This is a genomic window from Pseudomonas sp. 01L34 (assembly GCF_056400265.1).
The window spans coordinates 221,487-239,934 of sequence record NZ_JBFTSX010000004.1; the positions used below are offsets into that span (position 1 = coordinate 221,487).

An 18,448-nucleotide genomic window follows, 5' to 3' on the forward strand; every position below is an offset into this window, starting at 1 on the left:
GTAGACGGTTTAGATTTCCTGGGACGAAGAGTCGGTTTTGCCCGTCTCTTTGGCCGGTTGTTCTTTCTTGCTGGTCAGGCCACTCGTGGCCTCGCTCAACGCTTGTTCTGCGACTTTGTGGGTATCGTCGATCGCCTGTTTGGCGCTTTCGGCGGCCTTGCCCATCAATTGCTGAGCACTTTTCTCGGCCTGGTCGCAACCGGCCAACACCAGTAAAGAGGTGATCAGCAGCGCGGTGGTTTTAAGCTTCATGATGCTTTCCTCGATAGAACAGACAGAACCGAAAGGCAATCCGTCGATAGCGAGGCAGTCTAAAGAGGCAAATACTTCAGGAAAATTCGTATTTTCAGCGGTTATACTTCGGTTTTTACGAATCCATAGCAAAACACACGCTACGGGGAACATGAATGCTGAATTATCGACAGCTGCATTATTTCTGGGTGGTGGCCAAGACCGGCAGCATCGTGCGCGCCTGCGAGCAGTTGAACCTGACGCCACAGACCATCAGCGGGCAGATTTCCCTGCTCGAACAAACCTATGGCATTGAATTGTTTCGCCGGGTCGGGCGGCAACTGGAACTCACCGAAGCCGGACGTCAGACCCTGCCCTACGCCGAGCAGATGTTTCAACTTGGGGGCGAGCTGGAGCTGATGCTGCGGGCGCAGCCCAATGAGCAACAGATTCTGTTTCGGGTGGGCGTCGCCGATGTGGTGCCCAAATCCATCGTCTATCGCCTGATCGCGCCGACCATGGAGTTGAGCGAGCCGCTACGCATCACCTGCCGCGAAGACAAACTGGAACGATTGCTCGCCGACCTGGCGATTCAACGCCTCGACCTGGTGATTTCCGACAGCCCGATGCCCTCGCATCTGGACATCAAGGGCTACAGCCAGAAGCTCGGCGAATGCGGTATCAGCTTCTTCGCCACCGCCGAACTGACGGCGCGATACGGCCAGGATTTCCCCCACAGCCTGCACGGCGCCCCGTTGTTGATTCCCGGGCCGGAAACCGTGGTGCGCAGTCGCTTGCAACGCTGGTTTGCCGAACAGCAGATCCAGCCGCGAATCGTCGGCGAGTTCGACGACAGCGCTTTGATGCAGGCTTTCGGCCAATCCGGTAGCGGGATTTTCATCGGCCCGAGCGTGATTGCCAACGAGGTGAAACGCCAATGCGGTGTGGAGTTGATCGGCCAGACCGACGCGGTGCGCGAGTCGTTCTATGCCATTTCGGTGGAACGCAAGGTCAAGCACCCCGGCATTGTCGCCATTACCGAAGGTGCCCGACGCGAGCTGTTCACCGAGATGTAAAGCCTCAGGCGCAGACTTCGCGAGGTTTGAAGGTCATCAGCGCCATGGCCAGGAGAATCGAAACCAGGATAAAACCGGCTGCGGCGAAACCCAGTCCACCCAGGCCCACACTGTCGATCACCCGGCCGCCAACCATGGCGCCCAGGCCGATCCCGAGGTTGGCCCCGGCAATGTTCAACGACGCCGCGAAGGCCGGCGCTTCAGGCGCCGCCTTCATCAACCGCACATGACTGACCAGGAACAACGCCGCCTGGGTCACCCCCCAAATCCCCATCGCCGCCGCCAGCCCCAGCGGCGAGTGAATGTTCGGCACCAGCGTCACCATGCCGGCAATCATGAACGCGCAAAACGTCATAGAAGCGATCAGCGGGTGACGATCCACCGCGCGACCGCCCAGCGAGTTGCCGATCAGCCCGACCGCGCCGAAGCCCATCAGACACCAGCCGACCACGGTGCCGTTGAAACCGGCGAGGCGTTCAAGAATGTCGGCCAGGTAGGTGTAGGCGGTGAACATGCCGCTGAACACCAGGATCGACAGCAGAACATGACCCAGCATCAGCGGGCTGCGCAGGATCTTGAACTGCGAACGAAAACTCACCTGATGCTGGTGCAGGCTGGTTTTCGGCAAATAGATAAACAGCAGCAGCGCCTTGGCAAACGCAATCACCGCCAGAATGCCGAAAGCACTGCGCCAACCGAACGCATCGGAAATCAACGTGCCGACCGGAATGCCGAATACGGTGGCGCAGACGATGCCGAAACCAATCTTGGCAATCGCCCGCCCGGCGTAGTCCGGTCCGACGATGTCCACCGCGGTTTCACTGGCCAACGCCCAGAACACCGGCAACCCCAGCGCCGGAATCAACCGGGCAATGGCCATCACCCAAATGTTCGGCGCAAACGCCGCCAGCGTGTTGGCCAGGCCGAACATGATCAACACGCTGATGAACAGTTTGCGTCGTTCAAACCTTGCGAAATACGCTGTCAGGAACGGCCCGAACGCGGCCACGGTGAACGCAAACAGGGTCACCAGCAAACCCGCTTGAGGGATGCTGACGTCCAGGTCACGGGCGATTGCCGGCAACAGGCCGACGATGATGAATTCCGTGGTCAGCACCGTGAAACCGGCGGCGGACAACAGAAGAATGGGCAACAGCATGCAGAACTCCAGGAAAACGACGACACCAGCGACAGCCCGAAGGCCCACTGGCAGAACTAGAAAATGAGGATGGCGAAGCTTAACAGAGTGTTTCCAAACGAAGTTGCACGAACCTGCAAATCGCGTTGAACAATCGGGTGGCAGATCGTCACAGGTCTGAAGGATCGCGGCTACGCTGTGATAAAGTCCGCGACCCGCGAGATTGACACCTTGCTCATCGGCCATTGATTGGCATTGATGTGGCGACCCCTTCGGTTCCCTCCATGTAGCCTGCCCGGCTTTTTGCTGCATGAGCCAAGGAACCCTGCACCCTAATAAAATCAGAGATACCGTTATGACCGCTTCATCCCCTTCTCTTTTGCAACGCCTGAAACGCAGCAGCCTGGTCACGCAAATCATCATCGGCCTGATCGCCGGGATTGCCCTGGCCCTGTTCGCGCCTGAGGTGGCGAAGTCCACCGCCTTCATTGGCAAAGTATTCGTGTCGGCGCTCAAGGCTGTCGCGCCGATTCTGGTGTTCGTGCTGGTCATGGCCTCGATTGCCAATCATAAGCACGGCCAGGAAACCCATATCCGGCCGATCCTGTTTCTGTATCTGCTGGGCACCTTCGCCGCAGCCGTGGTTGCAGTGATCGCCAGTACGCTGTTTCCGTCGAGCCTGGTGCTGTCGACCCAGGACGTTGCGGTCACCGCGCCGGGCGGCATCAGCGAAGTGCTGCAAAGTCTGTTGCTGAGCGTGGTCGATAACCCGGTCAGCGCACTGATGAACGCCAACTTCATCGGCATTCTGGCGTGGGCGATCGGCATGGGCATTGCGATCCGCCATGCTGGCGAGACGACACGCGAAGTGCTGGACGACCTGTCCAATGGCGTGACCGTGATCGTGCGCCTGGTGATTCGCTTTGCGCCGCTGGGGATCTTCGGTCTGGTGGCTTCGACCCTCGCCACTTCCGGTTTCGGCGCATTGATCGGCTATATGCACCTGCTGGCGGTGCTGCTGGGCTGCATGCTGTTCGTCGCGTTGGTGATGAACCCGGTCATCGTGTTCTGGAAACTGCGCCGCAACCCGTATCCGCTGGTACTCACCTGCCTGCGCGAGAGCGGCATCACCGCCTTCTTCACCCGCAGCTCGGCGGCGAACATTCCGGTCAACCTGGAATTGAGCAAACGCCTGGGCCTGCATGAAGACACCTATTCGGTATCGATCCCGCTCGGCGCGACCATCAACATGGCCGGCGCGGCGATCACCATCACTGTGCTGACCCTGGCCGCCGTGCACACCCTGGGCATCGCCGTGGATATTCCGACGGCCATTCTGCTCAGCGTCGTCGCGGCAATTTGTGCCTGTGGCGCCTCGGGCGTGGCGGGCGGTTCGTTGTTGCTGATTCCGCTGGCGTGCAGCCTGTTCGGCATCCCGAGCGAAATCGCCATGCAAGTGGTGGCGGTCGGCTTCATCATCGGTGTGTTGCAGGACTCGGCGGAAACCGCGCTGAACTCCTCCACCGACGTGCTGTTCACCGCGGCGGCTTGCCAGGGTGAAGAGTTGAAGGCGCAGCGTTTGGCGTAAACGCACCGACGAAAACGAAAAAGCCCGCCAAGGCTTACACCTTGGCGGGCTTTTTTGTACCTGGGTGGTTTAGAACGCGCCCATGTAATCGCGCTTGCCCACTTCCACACCGTTGTGACGCAGCAGCGCGTAGGCGGTGGTGACGTGGAAGAAGAACTGCGGCAGACCGTAGCTCAGCAGGTAAGCCTGGCCAGTGAAGCGCTTCTCTTTAGGGGTGCCAGGACGGGTCACGATTTCGATGCCTTCCTTGCCGTTGATTTGCTCGGGTTTGATCTCGCCGATGAAGGCCAGAACCTTGGCGATCAACGCTTGCAGTTCGGCGAAGGTGGTTTCGGTATCGTCGTATTTCGGCAGTTCGATTTCAGCCAGACGCGCCGAAACACCCTTGGCGAAATCAACGGCGATCTGCACCTGACGCACCAGCGGGAACATGTCCGGGTACAGACGGGCCTGCAGGAATGCGTTCGGGTCGATGTTTTTCGCGGTAGCGTGGGCTTCGGCCTTGCTCAGGTTGTTGCTCAGGGCGTTGAGCATTTGCTGGAAAACCGGAACGGATGCGGCGTACAGGGAAATAGTCATGGCAGTCTCGTGTGGTGACGGGAGTAAAAAACGTGGAGCGATTATAGCCATGCCGGCGCGCCCTGCGACTTGTCTTTTATCCAGCAAGGATTAGGCTAGGCGGCTCGACTGCCTAGGGAAAAGCGCGATGAGCACTGAACAAGAGACGACCTTCGACGAACCGCGGCTCAACAGCACGGAAATCCGCATTTTGGGCTCGTTGATCGAAAAACAGGCCACCAGCCCGGAAACCTATCCGCTGACCCTCAATGCCCTGGTGATTGCCTGCAACCAGAAAACCAGCCGCGAACCGGTGATGAACCTCAGCCAGGGCCAGGTTGGCCAGAGCCTGCGCGCCCTTGAAGGTCGCGGCTTCACCCGGCTGGTGATGGGCAGCCGTGCCGACCGCTGGGAACATCGGGTCGACAAGGCGCTGGAACTGGTGCCGGCCCAGGTGATTCTGACGGGGCTGTTGTTCCTGCGCGGTCCGCAGACGGTCAACGAACTGCTGACCCGCAGCGGCCGCATGCATGACTTCGAAGATGCCGAACAAGTGGTGCATCAACTGGAGCGTTTGATCGCCCGAGGCCTGGCGCTGTTGATCCCGCGCCAGGCCGGTCAGCGCGAAGATCGTTACATGCATGCGCTGGGTGATCCGGCGGATATCGAAGCGATCCTCGCGGCCCGACAGAACCCGGTGGAACGTGGCACCGGTGGCGGTGTGTCGGTTGAGCGAATCGAAGAGCTTGAAGCGCGGATTGCGGCGCTGGAAGAACGCCTGGCGCGCCTCGAATAACCCTTCCCGATGTACCGAGTTCCCTGTGGCGAGGGAGCTTGCTCCCGTTCGGCTGCGAAGCAGCCGCAAGGCCGGCAAACTCGGTGTGCTGACTGCTTTGGGGCCGCTTCGCGACCCAACGGGAGCAAGCTCCCTCGCCACAGGTCCAACCGATAATCGGAATTCAGCTCCGGGCAAACGCCACGGCTTTCTGAAACTGCTCATCGGTCGGACGCACGCCGGTGTACAACACGAACTGCTCCAGCGCCTGGATGGCAATCACTTCCAGCCCGGTGATCACCCGTTTGCCTTCGGCACGAGCACGCACGATCAGCGGTGTTTCCGAGGGAATCGCCACCACATCGAAGACCGTTTCAGCGGCAGCGATGGCTTCAGGGGGAAACGCCAGTTGATCGGCTTCCGGGCCACCGGTCATGCCGATCGGCGTGACGTTGATCAGCATCTGCGGGCGTTGAGCACCCAGTTCCGCCTGCCATTGGTAACCCAGCGATTCGGCCAGGGCACGCCCGGCGCGTTCGTTACGGGCCACGATCAAGCCGTTTTTGTAGCCGCCATCGCGCAAGGCACTGGCCACAGCCTTGGCCATGCCGCCGCTGCCGCGCAGGGCAAAGGTCGAATCCTTGGGCACCTGGTGGGTTTCGAGTAACTGGGCGACGGCGATGTAATCAGTGTTGTAGGCCTTGAGGTGGCCGTTGGTGTTGACGATAGTGTTGATCGATTGAATAGCCTCGGCCGATGCATCCAGCTCATCGACCAGCGCGATGCAGGCCTCCTTGAACGGCATCGACACGCCGCACCCCCGAATGCCCAACGCACGAATGCCGCTGACAGCCCCCGTCAGGTCCTGGCTGCTGAAGGCTTTGTAGTAAAAATTCAGCCCCAGTTGTTCGTACAGATGATTGTGAAACCGCAGGCCGAAATTGCCGGGACGGCCCGAGAGTGACATGCACAACTGGGTGTCTTTGTTGGGGTTCATCTGCATCCGAATCTCCTTCAGTAGCACTTTCAGATGGACGGAATTAACAATTCCACCGGATTGTGGTCGATCATAAGGGTATGTCTGTACCAGACAGCACCGTAAAGAAACCGGTACAGACCTTACACAAAATTTACCCAACGGCTGTGCTGATTTTCAAAAAATTGCTGTCTTAGAAGTATCCCCGCGACAACTTGTGTCTATTGCAGACCCAAGCGCCGGGTCGAAGAACCGAGGACTTATCATGATCCGTAAAATCCCCACAGTAGCCTTGCTGATCGGTGCTCTCGCTATCGCAGGGCAGGCAGAAGCAGGTGGTCGTGGCTGGGAAGGTCCGGCTGTGTTTGGTGCGATCGTCGGCTCGGCAATCATCGGCTCGGCAATTATCGGCCGCGACCGGCCGGTGTATGTAGAGCAACCGGTTTACGCTCAGCCTCAACCGGTTTACGTACAGCCACCGCCCGTTTACTACCAACCGGCGCCGGTCTATGTCCAACAACCGATGTACTACCGCCCGGCACCGATTTATTACGGTCCACCACGCGGCTACTATGGCCCACCGCGCGGCTACTATGGCCATCCCCATGGTTATTACCGTGACGACCGCTGGTAACAGACTCATCAGGCCCCGCCTCAACAGCGGGGCCTTTTTTGTGGCCGCAAGGCGAACGGAGTCTGAATAAATCTCGTCAAGGTCGCTGTCGGGACAGTACCGGCAGGTAAAGTCGGTCATATTTATGTCATGACAGGCCCGCAAGCTTGATCTGTCCATAAACAACAGGTTGATAAAAACAAGGACGACCTCATGCCCACACAAAACCCGCACCGCATTGTCGGCTTGTGCACATCCAGCAAGGTGTACAACGCACTGACCGAGCTCAAGCACCTGGAAGGCCATCGCAGCGCCAAGTTTCTCTCGCTGCTGGCGGAAAACCTGGTGCGCAAAGGCCTGCTCAATGAACAGGAAGTCGTGCATATGCTCGATCAAGTCGTGGACTGATCGCCAACACTCACTGGCATCAATGACGACTATCGAAAGCGTTGATTTTCCACTCAAGCGTCCGATCCGTAAGGTAACCCCACAGATTGATGGAGGTACTTATGGCTCAGGTTCAGATTATGTCCGTTATCGGCAGCGCCGTTCCCGCACCGCTCAGAGCACTGGGATTGCTTGCCTGCTGGTATCTCGTACAGGACGGCGAACCGATCAGCGGCCCGCTCACTTCGCTTCCCGACGCCCAAGCCCTGTCGCAACGTATCGGCTCAGGCCAGCTCAACGCTTAAGGCAGCTGAACCCGCTGTTTGGTATCGACGAAAATCGCCCAGCTCGACATAAACAACGCGGCAATCAACGGGCCGATGACAAAACCGTTCAGGCCGAAAATCGCCAGGCCACCCAGGGTCGAGATGAGAATCAGGTAGTCAGGCATTTTGGTGTCCTTGCCCACCAGAATCGGTCGCAGGATATTGTCCACCAACCCGATCACGAACACCCCGAACAACGCGAGCACCGTGCCCTGCCAGATCGCACCGCTGAGCAGGAAATACGCCGCCACCGGCACCCAGACGATACCCGCCCCCACCGCCGGCAACAGCGACAGGAATGCCATCAACACCGCCCAGAGCAGCACGCTCGGGATATCCAGAAACCAGAAAATCAACCCGCCCAACGCCCCTTGCGTGATCGACACCAGCAAACTGCCCTTCACCGTGGCCCGCACCACCCGATTGAATTTGAGTTGCAAGCGACGCTTCTGGTTATCTTCCAGCGGTATCGCCGCGCGCACTTTGCGCGCCAGTTCAGACCCGTCCCGCAGAAAGAAAAACAGCAGATACAGCATGATGAAAAAACCCACCACGAAATCGAACGTCCCCTGGCCAAAACTGAACGCCTGGGACGCCAGAAACTGACTGCCTTGCATCATGCTCTTGATGATTTTCTCGCGAAGCCCACTCAGTTCACCCATGCCGAAACGATCGAGCAAGTGCTGAAAGTACGGCGGCAAGCTGTGTTTGAACTGCGACACATGCCCGGCAATGTCCAGTTCGCCGCTTTCGATTCGGCCATAAAGCGCCGCACCCTCCTGAACCAGCAAGGTACTGATGATGATTACCGGCAGGATCGCAATCAGCACACATAGACTCAAGGTGCACAGGGCCGTCAGGTTGCGTGACCAACCGAATCTCAGCTGCAACTGATGCTGCAAGGGCGCAAACAGAATGCCGAGGATGGCCGCCCAGAACACCGCACCGTAGAACGGCAGCAGAATCCAGACGAAGGCAACGGTCACCACAGCCAGCAAGACCATCAGCGAAGTGTTCTGGAGCTTCGTTTCGTTCATGTCCGGTCCATGCCAATGCGCAGAGGCGAAAATTCGCGTCCTTATGTTTAGTCCGCCACGGTTGGCGCGAGTGCCATCTGTTTGTTGGTCAAGCATAGATCCAGATCAATAAACCCCGCGTGCAGGCCGCTTACCCTTGCCGGCTTTTGCGATCGACACTGCCATGACTTGCGCCATGCCACTCATCCCCCCGGAACTGCTCGCCCCTGCCGGCACCCTGAAAAACATGCGTTATGCCTTCGCCTACGGTGCCGATGCGGTATACGCCGGCCAACCGCGCTACAGCCTGCGAGTGCGCAATAACGAATTCGATCACGCCAACCTCGCGCTCGGCATCGCCGAGGCCCAGGCTCAGGGCAAGCGTTTTTATGTGGTGGTCAATATCGCCCCGCACAACGCCAAGCTGAAAACGTTCCTCAAGGATCTGGAACCGGTGATCGGCATGGCGCCGGACGCGCTGATCATGTCCGATCCCGGCCTGATCATGCTGGTGCGCCGGCACTTCCCGCAGATGCCGATCCACCTGTCGGTGCAAGCCAACACGGTGAACTGGGCCAGCGTCGAGTTCTGGCAGCAACAGGGCTTGAGCCGGATCATCCTGTCCCGCGAACTGTCACTGGAAGAAATCGCCGAAATCCGCCAGCACGTCCCGGCGATGGAGCTGGAAGTGTTTGTGCACGGCGCATTGTGCATGGCCTATTCGGGGCGCTGCCTGTTGTCGGGCTACATGAACAAGCGTGACGCCAATCAGGGCAGCTGCACCAATGCCTGTCGCTGGAAATACTCGGCGACACCGGCCAGCGAAAATCAACTGGGTGAAATCGTCCAGCACCACTCTCCCGAACCGACCCTGGGCCTCGGCACGCCGACCGATCAGGTGTTCCTGTTGCAAGAGGCCAATCGCCCCGGCGAACTGATGCCGGCGTTCGAGGATGAACACGGCACCTACATCATGAACGCCAAGGACCTGCGCGCCGTCCAGCACGTCGAGCGCCTGATGCAGATGGGTGTGCACTCACTGAAAATCGAAGGCCGGACCAAATCGCATTTCTATTGCGCGCGCACCACCCAGGTTTACCGCCGCGCGATCGACGATGCGGTGGCTGGCCGAGTGTTCGATCGCAGCTTGATGACTGATCTGGAGTCCCTCGCTCAGCGCGGCTACACCGAAGGTTTTCTGCGCCGGCACGTGCATGACGAATACCAGAACTACCAGAACGGCAGCTCGATTTCAGAGCGCCAACAGTTCGTTGGGGAGTTGACTGGCGAACGCCGCGACCGGCTGGCCGAGGTGCGGGTGAAAAATCGTTTTGGCCTGGGCGATCACATGGAACTGATGACGCCCAAGGGCAACTTCCACTTCGACCTGCATCAACTGCAGAACCTCAGGGGCGAGGCGACTGAAGTGGCGCCTGGGGATGGGCACACGGTGTATTTGCCGATTCCGGATGCGGTGGATTTGCGCTATGGATTGCTGATGCGCGATGTTGGTGTGAGCTGAAAATCATCGAGCCCGCTCCCACAGGTCACTGACGAATCAGCTGCCGCCCGCCGAAAAGCGGTCGCGGCTGTTGGTCAGGTGCAACCACATCGCCGCCCGCGCAGCATCCGGATCCTGGCGCTTGATCGCGTTGAGAATCGCCTCGTGTTCGAGGTTGGCGAGTTGCCCCAGCTTGCTCAAATCCGCTGACCCGCGCTCGGCGGCATTGACGCGGGTGCGGGGAATCATCGCATTGCCCAAGTGCTGCATGATCTCTGTGAAGCATACATTGCCGGTGGCTTCGGCGATCAGCAGGTGGAAACGTTTGTCGGCCTCGACGCAGCTGTCGTTGTTGGCCAGCAAACTTTGATAGTCATCCAGCGCTTCACGCATCTGCGCCAATTGCTGATCGGTACGACGCACCGCTGCCAGCGCGGCGGCCTGGGTTTCCAGGCCCATGCGCAACTCCAGAATGCTGCGCACCCCCAGCGCGGTATCGACATTCAGCCGCAACCCCTGCTCCGGCGCACGCTCGATGACAAAGGTGCCGATGCCGTGACGGGTTTCCACCAGCCCTGAAGCCTGCAATTTCGAAATCGCCTCGCGCACCACCGTACGGCTGACCCCATGCTCCTGAACAATCGAATTCTCCGAAGGCAGCTTGTCCCCCGGCAGCATCTGGCCGAGCAAAATGCTCTGGGTCAGCTTGGCCACCAGATCATGGGCCAGGTTGTGAGCGCGCTTGCGGGCGGGTGCGTCGATGTCTTCTTGCATGGTGATTATCCGTAAGGCAGGGCTATCCGGATCGTAGCACCGGAATCGATTGGAATCCCCAGAAAACAGCCTCAAACTTGTATGACAACACTCAACAAATTCACCATTCGAACACCATCACAACCCCACACCCGACCCAAAAAAGCATAGAAATCATCCGACAAATAGCCATTTTATTGGACTACAGTGCTTGTCGAATCGAAAAATTCAGTTGTATGATGTCTATCAACATCGCAATATCCAGCCACACCCCGCATAAAAATAACGAGTGGGAGAAAACGAAGTGAATACATCCATATCCGGGATGAACGATGGCGCCGATTCGGTCCTGAAGTCCGCCATCTCAAAAGTGAAACGCCACGTCCTGCCGCTGTTCGTGATCATGTTCATCGTCAACTACATCGACCGCGTGAACATCGGCTTCGTCCGCGCCCACATGGAACATGACTTGGGGATTGGCGCTGCCGCCTACGGCCTCGGGGCCGGTCTGTTCTTCATCGGGTACGCGCTGTTCGAAGTGCCCTCCAACATCCTCCTGCAAAAAGTCGGCGCGCGAATCTGGCTGACCCGCATCATGCTGACCTGGGGCCTGGTGGCCGCCTGCATGGCGTTCATCCAGAACGAAACCCACTTCTACATCCTGCGTTTTCTGCTCGGCGTGGCTGAAGCCGGGTTCTTTCCCGGTGTGATCTATTACTTCACCCGCTGGTTGCCCGGTGTGGAACGCGGCAAGGCGATTGCGATCTTCCTCAGCGGTTCGGCGATTGCTTCGCTGATCTCCGGCCCGCTGTCGGGGCTGCTGCTGCAAATCAACGGTTTGGGCATGCACGGCTGGCAGTGGATGTACTTCATCGAGGGCATGTTCTCGGTCGGGTTGTGCGTGTTCGTCTGGTGCTGGCTGGACTCCAAACCCCACGACGCCAAATGGCTGACCCTGGCTGAACAGGACGCGCTGGTCAAAGCCATCGATGACGAACAACTGGCCCGCGAAGCCGCGACGCCGATCAAACCGTCGCTGGGCACACTGCTCAAGGACCGCCAGATCATCCTGTTCTGCCTGATCTACTTCTTCATTCAATTGACCATCTATGCCGCGACCTTCTGGCTGCCAAGCATCATCAAGAAAATGGGCGACCTGAGCGACATCCAGGTCGGCTTGTTCAACTCGATTCCGTGGTTGCTGTCGATCGTCGGCATGTACGCCTTTGCCTCGCTGTCGGGCAAATGGAAGCACCAGCAAGCCTGGGTCGCCACTGCCCTGCTGATCGCCGCGGCGGGGATGTTCATGTCCACCACCGGCGGGCCGATCTTCGCGTTCGTTGCGATCTGCTTCGCCGCATTGGGTTTCAAATCGGCTTCGTCGCTGTTCTGGCCGATTCCCCAGGCGTACCTGGATGCGCGGATCGCTGCCGGCGTGATCGCGCTGATCAACTCAGTGGGCAACCTCGGCGGCTTCGTGGCGCCGACCACCTTCGGTTTGCTGGAAGAGCACACCGGTTCAATCCAGGGCGGGCTCTACGGCCTGGCCGCTACCTCGATCATCGCCGCGATCATCGTTTTCGCCGCGCGCAATAAACCGAAACCCGCACCGGCCGTTGCACTGGGCAAACCAGCGCCGAATCACGCTTGAATATTGGTTTAAAGGACAAAAAAATGAACCCACAAGAAGCCGCAAAAGCCCCGATCATCACCAGCATGCAGGTTGTGCCGGTGGCCGGCCACGATGGCATGCTGCTCAACCTGAGCGGCGCCCATGGCCCGTTCTTCACCCGCAATATCGTGATTCTCAAGGACAACGCCGGTCACACCGGCGTCGGCGAAGTACCCGGTGGCGAGCGCATTCGCCAGACCCTGGAAGACGCGCGCGCACTGGTGGTCGGCAGCCCGATCGGCACCTACCAGAAGATCCTCAATCAAGTGCGCCAGACCTTCGCCGATCGCGATGCCGGCGGTCGCGGTTTGCAGACGTTCGACCTGCGCATCACCATTCACGCGGTCACCGGCCTGGAAGCGGCCCTGCTCGACTTGCTTGGCCAGCACCTGGACGTGCCGGTGGCCGCACTGCTCGGCGAAGGCCAGCAACGCGATGAAGTGAAGATGCTCGGCTACCTGTTTTACGTCGGTGATCGCAACGAAACCGATCTGGCTTATCGCGATGAACCGGATGCCGACAATGACTGGTTCCGCGTACGTCACGAAAAAGCCATGAGCGCCGACGCCGTGGTGCGCCTGGCGGTCGCCGCTCACGCCCGCTATGGCTTCAAGGACTTCAAACTCAAGGGCGGCGTGTTGAGCGGCGACGAGGAAATCGAAGCGGTCACGGCCCTCGCCGAGCGCTTTCCCGATGCGCGCATTACCCTCGATCCGAATGGCGCCTGGTCGCTCAAGGAAGCGATCCGCCTGTGCCGGGATCAGCATCATGTTCTGGCTTATGCCGAAGACCCTTGCGGGGCGGAAAACGGTTACTCGGGCCGCGAAGTCATGGCTGAATTTCGTCGTGCCACGGGCCTGAAAACCGCGACCAACATGATCGCCACCGACTGGCGGGAAATGGGCCACGCGATCCAGCTACAGTCGGTGGACATTCCTTTGGCGGACCCGCACTTCTGGACCATGCAGGGCTCGGTGCGGGTGGCGCAGATGTGTCACGAGTGGGGCCTGACCTGGGGCTCGCATTCCAACAACCACTTCGATATTTCCCTGGCCATGTTCACCCACGTCGCGGCCGCCGCGCCGGGCGAGATCACCGCCATCGACACCCACTGGATCTGGCAGGACGGCCAGCGCCTGACCAAAGCGCCGCTGCAAATCGTCGACGGCTGCGTGCAAGTACCGAAAAAACCTGGTCTGGGGGTTGAGCTGGACATGGATCAACTGGCCAAGGCCCATGAGCTGTACAAAGGCATGGGGCTCGGCGCGCGGGATGACAGCGTGGCGATGCAGTTTCTGATTCCGGGATGGAAGTTCGATAACAAGCGGCCGTGCCTGGTGCGGTAGTATTCTGATAGCACCACAATCCTGTGGAGAGCCTGTGTGGCGAGGGGGCTTGCCCCCGTTCGACTGCGAAGCAGTCGCAAAAGTGGCTAATCGGTTCTTTCAGACATAACCCGGTGATGGCATTGGGAGTGCTGCGCACTCCAACGGGGGCAAGCCCCCTCGCCACACAAGCCCGCTCCCACAGGCTTTTGTATTAAAGCGAAGCTTGCAGTAACCAATCCTTAAACACCGCCATCGCCGACGTTTCGGGGCGCGACTGCAAGCGGGTCAGCCAGTAGCAGCCGGTGGTGATCCCGATGGCGAACGGTTGCTCGATTGCGCCCGCCGCCAGTTGCCGGGCAAACATCAGCGGCGGCGCCAATGCCACTCCTGCACCTTGCAACGCAGCCTCCATCATCGCCAGCGAGGAATCGAAGACGATGCTTCGGGGCAGCACGGCATGGGCCGAAAGACCGGTCGCCTGAAACCACTCCGGCCACTCATCCGTGCGATAGGAGCGCAACAGTGTTTGTTGCAACAGATCCTCTGGCGTCTGCAATTGCCGGGCGATCTCCGGCACACAGAGCACCGACAGTGGTGCCTCGATCAACCGCACCGCTTCAATCCCATGCCACGCCCCCGCGCCAAAGCGGATGGCGTAATCCAGGCCTTCAGCGGCCACGTCCACCCGGTTGTTATTGGTCGACAGGCGCAAATCTATGTACGGATGTTTCTTCTGAAAATCCGCCAATCGCGGCAATAGCCAACCGACCGCGAACGTCCCCACGGCGCCCACCGTCAACACTTCACGAAAATGCCCACCCTCGAAACGCTCCAGGGTTTCGGCAATCCGGTCGAAGGATTCGCGCAATACCGGCAGCAGGGTTTCACCTTCGCTGGTCAGCATCAGGCCGCGGGGCAGGCGTTTGAACAAAGTCACGTTAAGCTGGGCTTCAAGACTTTTGACCTGATGGCTCACCGCCGCCTGCGTGACGCACAACTCCACGGCCGCCCGGGTGAAACTCAAATGGCGCGCCGAAGCCTCGAAAGCACGCAACGCATTCAGCGGCAAATGAGGTCGAATCATGCCAGCCCCCAAAATTTTCTAATGGCTCATCCGAAATATCGTCGTTTGCCGGTCTTCGCCAAACTGCCTAGATTTGGCTCGCCCAACAGCGGACCGCCTTGAAAGACCGCTCGGAGTGTAGCGGTTAACACCACGAACAATCATGGACAGCGTCTCAATCATGCGTAAAAAGAATCAGAAGAAACTCATATCCTACAGTGCTTTCGCACTTTTCCTCGGTGCCAGCCACAGCTTTGCTGACGAGCGCATCGAAACCATCGTTAAAGCCGCCGTCGAACCGGTGATGCAGCAACAGAAGATCCCCGGCCTCGCGGTCGCAATCACCGTCCATGGTCAGCCGCATTACTTTAACTACGGCGTGGCCTCGAAAGAAAACGGTAAAGCCGTCACCGAAAACACCCTGTTCGAGATCGGTTCGGTGAGCAAAACCTTCACCGCCACCCTCGCCGCCTATGCCCAGGCGAGCGGCAAACTGTCCTTGTCGGACAACGCCAGCCAGGTACTCCCGGCCTTGCGCGGCAGCGCGTTCGATAACATCAGCGTGCTGCAACTCGGCACCTACACCGCCGGCGGCCTGCCCCTGCAATTCCCTGGCGAGGCAGACCGTCAGGACAAGATGCTCGGCTATTTCAAGCAGTGGAAACCCACCTACGCCGCCGGCACTCATCGCCAGTATTCAAACCCCAGCCTCGGGCTGTTCGGTTATCTGGCAGCCCAGAGCATGGGGGCGCCGTTCGATGAGCTGATGGAGAAAACCTTGCTGCCGAAACTCGGCCTCAAGCACAGCTACCTCAAGGTGCCGCAGGATCAGATGGCGCTTTACGCCCAGGGTTACAGCAAGGATGACAAGCCTGTGCGGGTCGAGCCGGGTGCGCTGGATTCCGAAGCGTACGGCGTGAAAACCAGCGCCGCGGACCTGCTTCGCTATGTCGAGGCGAACATGAATCCCGCGTCGCTGGAAAAGCCTTTGCAGCAAGCCATCGCCAGCACTCACACCGGGTATTACCGGGTTGGCGAGATGACTCAAGGGTTGGGATGGGAGCTCTACAACTACCCGGTGACGCTCGACACCCTACTGGCCGGCAACTCGTCGCAGATGGCATTTGAGGCCCATGAAGTCCGGTGGCTGACCCCGCCACAACCTCAACGCGACACCGTGCTGATCAACAAAACCGGCTCAACCGGCGGCTTTGGCGCCTACGTCGCTTTTATCCCGGCGAAGGACATCGGCATCGTGATCCTGGCCAACAAAAACTACCCGAACCCGGACCGAGTCAAAATTGCTCACAAAATATTGAGTACGCTGGCCGATTGATCCCAGTAACCCGACAGCCACTCACTTGTGCCTCACCACAATGGGTCACCAAGTTTCGGATTTCCGTTGGCAAACAAAATGGGCGACCTGTCGGGGTCGCCCATTGGGGTAAGCCTTCTCACCACTACTCAGCTCAATTCAATCATCCGGCTGCTCAGCCGGCTTGGCGGGCTTCGCCGGTTTGCCTTTGGTGCCTTTAGCACCTTTGACCGGTGCGACTTCAGCCACCGGCGCTGGCACCGGTACTGTTGCTTCCTTCTCGGCCGTCGGCAGCTGGTCGACGGTGTTGAATATCTCTTTCAACTCGACCGCATCCGACTGCTCAAGCTTCTTTTCGCCATCCTTGCCGATCAGGATGATTTTGCTCTTCGCCCCGGCGCCCAGCTTGAGTGAGCGGATCAACGCCATCGTCGATTGCGGGTCGAGGTCTTTGCCGTCCCGTTGGCCCATCGTATTGATCACGGTGTACAGCACCATGTTTCGATCGGTGAAACCCTTGCGGTTGGCAGAGTCGTCCAGTGACTTTTTCAGGTTGAGCCAAACCGGGTCCACCGAACTGGGCGCGATGACTATCAGGGGACGAGCCCGGCCCACGTCTTTAACCAGAGGGGAATCGTCATCGGCGGCAAATGAAGGACCGACGAAAGCCAACAGGGTAGCCAGGGTCAAAGACCTGATGAGCATGCGCATCTCCTTTTGATATCCACGCTCTAATGATTGCGCATCGCGGTGATCGTTCCGGGCGATGCACCGCGATTGTGTTCCGCCTTGCCCAAGCTTAGGTCAGGGCGGTCATTGCGCAACAGCCTGAGCTAATCTCATAGCTGATTCATCGTGAGGGTTTATCCATGAGCGCTCAGCTGAACCACACCATCGTCTGGTGCCGTGACAAACAGGTTTCGGCACGCTACCTGACCGACCTCCTCGGCCTGCCCGATCCCGAGCCGTTCGGGCCGATGCTGGTGGTCAAGTTTGATAACGGGGTGTCGCTGGATTTCTACAACAACGACCCGCCCATCGCGTCCCAGCACTATGCGTTCTTGATTGGAGACGACGACTTCGATGCGGCCTTCGCTCGCCTGCAGGCGATCAAGCAGCCGTGGTGGGCCGACCCCGGTAAGCAGCGGCCCAACGAGATCAACGATTACGCCGGTGGCCGGCGGGTGTATTTCGATGACCCGGACGGGCATCTGCTGGAGATTTTTACTCGGGAAGCGGTATCGGATCAGAACGCCAGTTTATAGCCGATCAGCACCAGCATCGTGGCCAGGCACGGACGCAGCAGTTCGTCGGAGATGCGCCCGGTCAAATGGCTGCCCAGGTAAATCCCAGGCAACGAACCGACCAGCAAGAAACCCAGGACGTGCCAATCCATGTTGCCCATGCTCGCGTGGCCCAGGCCGGCGACCAAGGTCAGGGGCACCGCGTGGGCGATTTCGGTGCCGACCAGGCGACGAGTGGGCAGCAGCGGATACAGGATGAACAGCGCAACGGTGCCCAGGGCGCCAGCGCCGATGGAGGTCAGGGCCACCATGGTGCCTAGCACCAGACCGGTGATCACGGTCAGTGCATTCAACCGGGAACCGCTGGGGTTGTAGTGACCGCCCGCCCGTTTGTGAGCGAAATCGAGCAAGCGTTTCTTGAAGAAAATCGCCAGCGCCGTGGCGAACAATACGAAGCCCAGCGCCTGTTTGATGACGGCGTTCATCGCCTCGGGCGAGGTTTGCAAAGTGCTCAGGAACCACAGTGTCAGGGCTACCGCCGGCACACTGCCGAGGGTCAACCAACCGGTGATCGCCCAGTCGATGTTCTTGTTCTTGCGATGAACCAGCACACCACTGGATTTGGTAATGGCCGCGTACAGCAAATCCGTGCCCACCGCCGTGGCCGGGTTAACGCCGAACCACAGCAGGATTGGCGTCATCAACGAACCGCCCCCAACACCGGTCATGCCGACAATAAAGCCGACCACCAGACCCGCCACGACCAACCCGAAATTACCGAAATCCATTAATACGCCCAGAAATTCGCAGGAAACAAACCGGTCAGCAGCATAGCGATTTTTCTTATAACCACATATATCGATGCGGTCTATCGTTATGCCAATTCAC

The 18,448-nt window shown here is 59.1% G+C and carries 20 protein-coding genes; 11 read left to right on the forward strand and 9 right to left on the reverse strand.

Annotated elements, in window-relative coordinates:
• Nucleotides 1–9: 9 nt before the first annotated feature.
• Nucleotides 10–252, reverse strand: a complete 243-nt coding sequence (locus AC1DQM_RS13195) for a hypothetical protein (RefSeq protein ID WP_477746309.1) — start codon at nt 250–252, stop codon at nt 10–12.
• Between the two features lie 155 nt (nt 253–407).
• Here AC1DQM_RS13195 and nhaR point away from each other — a divergent pair, with 155 nt between their 5' ends.
• Nucleotides 408–1,307, forward strand: coding sequence for a transcriptional activator NhaR (nhaR, locus tag AC1DQM_RS13200; protein WP_477746310.1), 900 nt, complete (start codon nt 408–410; stop codon nt 1,305–1,307).
• Between the two features lie 4 nt (nt 1,308–1,311).
• Here the strand turns inward: nhaR and AC1DQM_RS13205 are convergent, their stop codons facing one another.
• A complete protein-coding gene (locus AC1DQM_RS13205) occupies nt 1,312–2,466 on the reverse strand; it encodes an MFS transporter (protein ID WP_018925413.1) in 1,155 nt (384 codons plus the stop codon).
• A gap of 334 nt (nt 2,467–2,800) precedes the next feature.
• Here AC1DQM_RS13205 and sstT point away from each other — a divergent pair, with 334 nt between their 5' ends.
• The gene (sstT, locus tag AC1DQM_RS13210; RefSeq protein ID WP_028941213.1) at nt 2,801–4,033 is read left to right on the forward strand and encodes a serine/threonine transporter SstT; all 1,233 of its coding nucleotides are present in this window, start codon (nt 2,801–2,803) and stop codon (nt 4,031–4,033) included.
• 69 nt (nt 4,034–4,102) lie between these two features.
• Here sstT and AC1DQM_RS13215 read toward each other — a convergent pair whose 3' ends face one another.
• Nucleotides 4,103–4,612: a DUF1993 domain-containing protein gene (locus AC1DQM_RS13215; protein WP_019579999.1), complete on the reverse strand. Its 510-nt coding sequence runs from the start codon at nt 4,610–4,612 to the stop codon at nt 4,103–4,105.
• A 127-nt stretch (nt 4,613–4,739) separates the two neighbouring features.
• Between AC1DQM_RS13215 and AC1DQM_RS13220 the strand changes: the two genes are divergently transcribed.
• Complete coding sequence (locus tag AC1DQM_RS13220) at nt 4,740–5,387, forward strand: YceH family protein (protein WP_018925410.1); 648 nt, start codon at nt 4,740–4,742, stop codon at nt 5,385–5,387.
• 163 nt (nt 5,388–5,550) lie between these two features.
• Here AC1DQM_RS13220 and AC1DQM_RS13225 read toward each other — a convergent pair whose 3' ends face one another.
• Complete coding sequence (locus tag AC1DQM_RS13225) at nt 5,551–6,369, reverse strand: shikimate 5-dehydrogenase (protein WP_018925409.1); 819 nt, start codon at nt 6,367–6,369, stop codon at nt 5,551–5,553.
• A 238-nt stretch (nt 6,370–6,607) separates the two neighbouring features.
• On the opposite strand from AC1DQM_RS13225, the gene AC1DQM_RS13230 reads away from it, so the two are divergent.
• The 3 genes from AC1DQM_RS13230 (at nt 6,608) to AC1DQM_RS13240 (ending at nt 7,647) form a co-directional block, all read left to right on the forward strand.
• Nucleotides 6,608–6,976: a hypothetical protein gene (locus tag AC1DQM_RS13230; protein WP_018925408.1), complete on the forward strand. Its 369-nt coding sequence runs from the start codon at nt 6,608–6,610 to the stop codon at nt 6,974–6,976.
• Nucleotides 6,977–7,168: 192 nt separating this feature from the next.
• Nucleotides 7,169–7,363: a hypothetical protein gene (locus AC1DQM_RS13235; RefSeq protein WP_018925407.1), complete on the forward strand. Its 195-nt coding sequence runs from the start codon at nt 7,169–7,171 to the stop codon at nt 7,361–7,363.
• 101 nt (nt 7,364–7,464) lie between these two features.
• Nucleotides 7,465–7,647 (forward strand): hypothetical protein, encoded by a 183-nt coding sequence (locus AC1DQM_RS13240; RefSeq protein ID WP_018925406.1) that lies wholly within the window; start codon nt 7,465–7,467, stop codon nt 7,645–7,647.
• Here the strand turns inward: AC1DQM_RS13240 and AC1DQM_RS13245 are convergent.
• Nucleotides 7,644–8,705, reverse strand: coding sequence for an AI-2E family transporter (locus tag AC1DQM_RS13245; RefSeq protein WP_018925405.1), 1,062 nt, complete (start codon nt 8,703–8,705; stop codon nt 7,644–7,646). The genes AC1DQM_RS13240 and AC1DQM_RS13245 overlap by 4 nt on opposite strands.
• 175 nt (nt 8,706–8,880) lie before the next feature.
• Between AC1DQM_RS13245 and trhP the strand changes: the two genes are divergently transcribed.
• The gene (gene trhP, locus AC1DQM_RS13250) at nt 8,881–10,206 is read left to right on the forward strand and encodes a prephenate-dependent tRNA uridine(34) hydroxylase TrhP (RefSeq protein ID WP_477746311.1); all 1,326 of its coding nucleotides are present in this window, start codon (nt 8,881–8,883) and stop codon (nt 10,204–10,206) included.
• 36 nt (nt 10,207–10,242) lie between these two features.
• Here the strand turns inward: trhP and AC1DQM_RS13255 are convergent, their stop codons facing one another.
• Nucleotides 10,243–10,959, reverse strand: a complete 717-nt coding sequence (locus AC1DQM_RS13255) for a FadR/GntR family transcriptional regulator (protein WP_007940425.1) — start codon at nt 10,957–10,959, stop codon at nt 10,243–10,245.
• Nucleotides 10,960–11,242: 283 nt separating this feature from the next.
• On the opposite strand from AC1DQM_RS13255, the gene AC1DQM_RS13260 reads away from it, so the two are divergent.
• Together AC1DQM_RS13260 and gudD are read left to right on the forward strand one after the other, a co-directional pair.
• Nucleotides 11,243–12,589, forward strand: a complete 1,347-nt coding sequence (locus AC1DQM_RS13260) for an MFS transporter (protein WP_111454106.1) — start codon at nt 11,243–11,245, stop codon at nt 12,587–12,589.
• Between the two features lie 23 nt (nt 12,590–12,612).
• Nucleotides 12,613–13,956, forward strand: coding sequence for a glucarate dehydratase (gudD, locus tag AC1DQM_RS13265; protein ID WP_477746312.1), 1,344 nt, complete (start codon nt 12,613–12,615; stop codon nt 13,954–13,956).
• 193 nt (nt 13,957–14,149) lie between these two features.
• On the opposite strand, the gene AC1DQM_RS13270 is transcribed toward gudD, so the two are convergent.
• Nucleotides 14,150–15,022, reverse strand: a complete 873-nt coding sequence (locus tag AC1DQM_RS13270; protein ID WP_477746313.1) for a LysR family transcriptional regulator — start codon at nt 15,020–15,022, stop codon at nt 14,150–14,152.
• A 160-nt stretch (nt 15,023–15,182) separates the two neighbouring features.
• Here AC1DQM_RS13270 and ampC point away from each other — a divergent pair, with 160 nt between their 5' ends.
• A complete protein-coding gene (gene ampC / locus AC1DQM_RS13275; protein WP_477746458.1) occupies nt 15,183–16,337 on the forward strand; it encodes a class C beta-lactamase in 1,155 nt (384 codons plus the stop codon).
• Nucleotides 16,338–16,475: 138 nt separating this feature from the next.
• On the opposite strand, the gene AC1DQM_RS13280 is transcribed toward ampC, so the two are convergent.
• The gene (locus AC1DQM_RS13280; protein WP_019579989.1) at nt 16,476–17,021 is read right to left on the reverse strand and encodes a DUF4174 domain-containing protein; all 546 of its coding nucleotides are present in this window, start codon (nt 17,019–17,021) and stop codon (nt 16,476–16,478) included.
• 164 nt (nt 17,022–17,185) lie between these two features.
• Between AC1DQM_RS13280 and AC1DQM_RS13285 the strand changes: the two genes are divergently transcribed.
• A complete protein-coding gene (locus AC1DQM_RS13285; protein ID WP_007939410.1) occupies nt 17,186–17,581 on the forward strand; it encodes a VOC family protein in 396 nt (131 codons plus the stop codon).
• Here the strand turns inward: AC1DQM_RS13285 and AC1DQM_RS13290 are convergent.
• A complete protein-coding gene (locus AC1DQM_RS13290; RefSeq protein WP_018925398.1) occupies nt 17,563–18,348 on the reverse strand; it encodes a sulfite exporter TauE/SafE family protein in 786 nt (261 codons plus the stop codon). The two genes, AC1DQM_RS13285 and AC1DQM_RS13290, sit on opposite strands and share 19 nt — an antisense overlap.
• Nucleotides 18,349–18,448: the final 100 nt, after the last annotated feature.

What these genes read in the sequence shown, in the direction of transcription:
- AC1DQM_RS13195 (WP_477746309.1), bottom strand. Translation starts at nt 252, where the DNA reads ATGAAGCTTAAAACCACCGCGCTGCTGATCACCTCTTTACTGGTGTTG.
- AC1DQM_RS13205 (WP_018925413.1), bottom strand. Translation starts at nt 2,466, where the DNA reads ATGCTGTTGCCCATTCTTCTGTTGTCCGCCGCCGGTTTCACGGTGCTG.
- AC1DQM_RS13255 (WP_007940425.1), bottom strand. Translation starts at nt 10,959, where the DNA reads ATGCAAGAAGACATCGACGCACCCGCCCGCAAGCGCGCTCACAACCTG.
- AC1DQM_RS13220 (WP_018925410.1), top strand. Translation starts at nt 4,740, where the DNA reads ATGAGCACTGAACAAGAGACGACCTTCGACGAACCGCGGCTCAACAGC.
- AC1DQM_RS13280 (WP_019579989.1), bottom strand. Translation starts at nt 17,021, where the DNA reads ATGCTCATCAGGTCTTTGACCCTGGCTACCCTGTTGGCTTTCGTCGGT.
- nhaR (WP_477746310.1), top strand. Translation starts at nt 408, where the DNA reads ATGCTGAATTATCGACAGCTGCATTATTTCTGGGTGGTGGCCAAGACC.
- AC1DQM_RS13230 (WP_018925408.1), top strand. Translation starts at nt 6,608, where the DNA reads ATGATCCGTAAAATCCCCACAGTAGCCTTGCTGATCGGTGCTCTCGCT.
- AC1DQM_RS13245 (WP_018925405.1), bottom strand. Translation starts at nt 8,705, where the DNA reads ATGAACGAAACGAAGCTCCAGAACACTTCGCTGATGGTCTTGCTGGCT.
- AC1DQM_RS13215 (WP_019579999.1), bottom strand. Translation starts at nt 4,612, where the DNA reads ATGACTATTTCCCTGTACGCCGCATCCGTTCCGGTTTTCCAGCAAATG.
- ampC (WP_477746458.1), top strand. Translation starts at nt 15,183, where the DNA reads ATGCGTAAAAAGAATCAGAAGAAACTCATATCCTACAGTGCTTTCGCA.
- AC1DQM_RS13225 (WP_018925409.1), bottom strand. Translation starts at nt 6,369, where the DNA reads ATGCAGATGAACCCCAACAAAGACACCCAGTTGTGCATGTCACTCTCG.
- AC1DQM_RS13290 (WP_018925398.1), bottom strand. Translation starts at nt 18,348, where the DNA reads ATGGATTTCGGTAATTTCGGGTTGGTCGTGGCGGGTCTGGTGGTCGGC.
- AC1DQM_RS13285 (WP_007939410.1), top strand. Translation starts at nt 17,186, where the DNA reads ATGAGCGCTCAGCTGAACCACACCATCGTCTGGTGCCGTGACAAACAG.
- AC1DQM_RS13270 (WP_477746313.1), bottom strand. Translation starts at nt 15,022, where the DNA reads ATGATTCGACCTCATTTGCCGCTGAATGCGTTGCGTGCTTTCGAGGCT.
- gudD (WP_477746312.1), top strand. Translation starts at nt 12,613, where the DNA reads ATGAACCCACAAGAAGCCGCAAAAGCCCCGATCATCACCAGCATGCAG.
- trhP (WP_477746311.1), top strand. Translation starts at nt 8,881, where the DNA reads ATGCCACTCATCCCCCCGGAACTGCTCGCCCCTGCCGGCACCCTGAAA.
- sstT (WP_028941213.1), top strand. Translation starts at nt 2,801, where the DNA reads ATGACCGCTTCATCCCCTTCTCTTTTGCAACGCCTGAAACGCAGCAGC.
- AC1DQM_RS13240 (WP_018925406.1), top strand. Translation starts at nt 7,465, where the DNA reads ATGGCTCAGGTTCAGATTATGTCCGTTATCGGCAGCGCCGTTCCCGCA.
- AC1DQM_RS13235 (WP_018925407.1), top strand. Translation starts at nt 7,169, where the DNA reads ATGCCCACACAAAACCCGCACCGCATTGTCGGCTTGTGCACATCCAGC.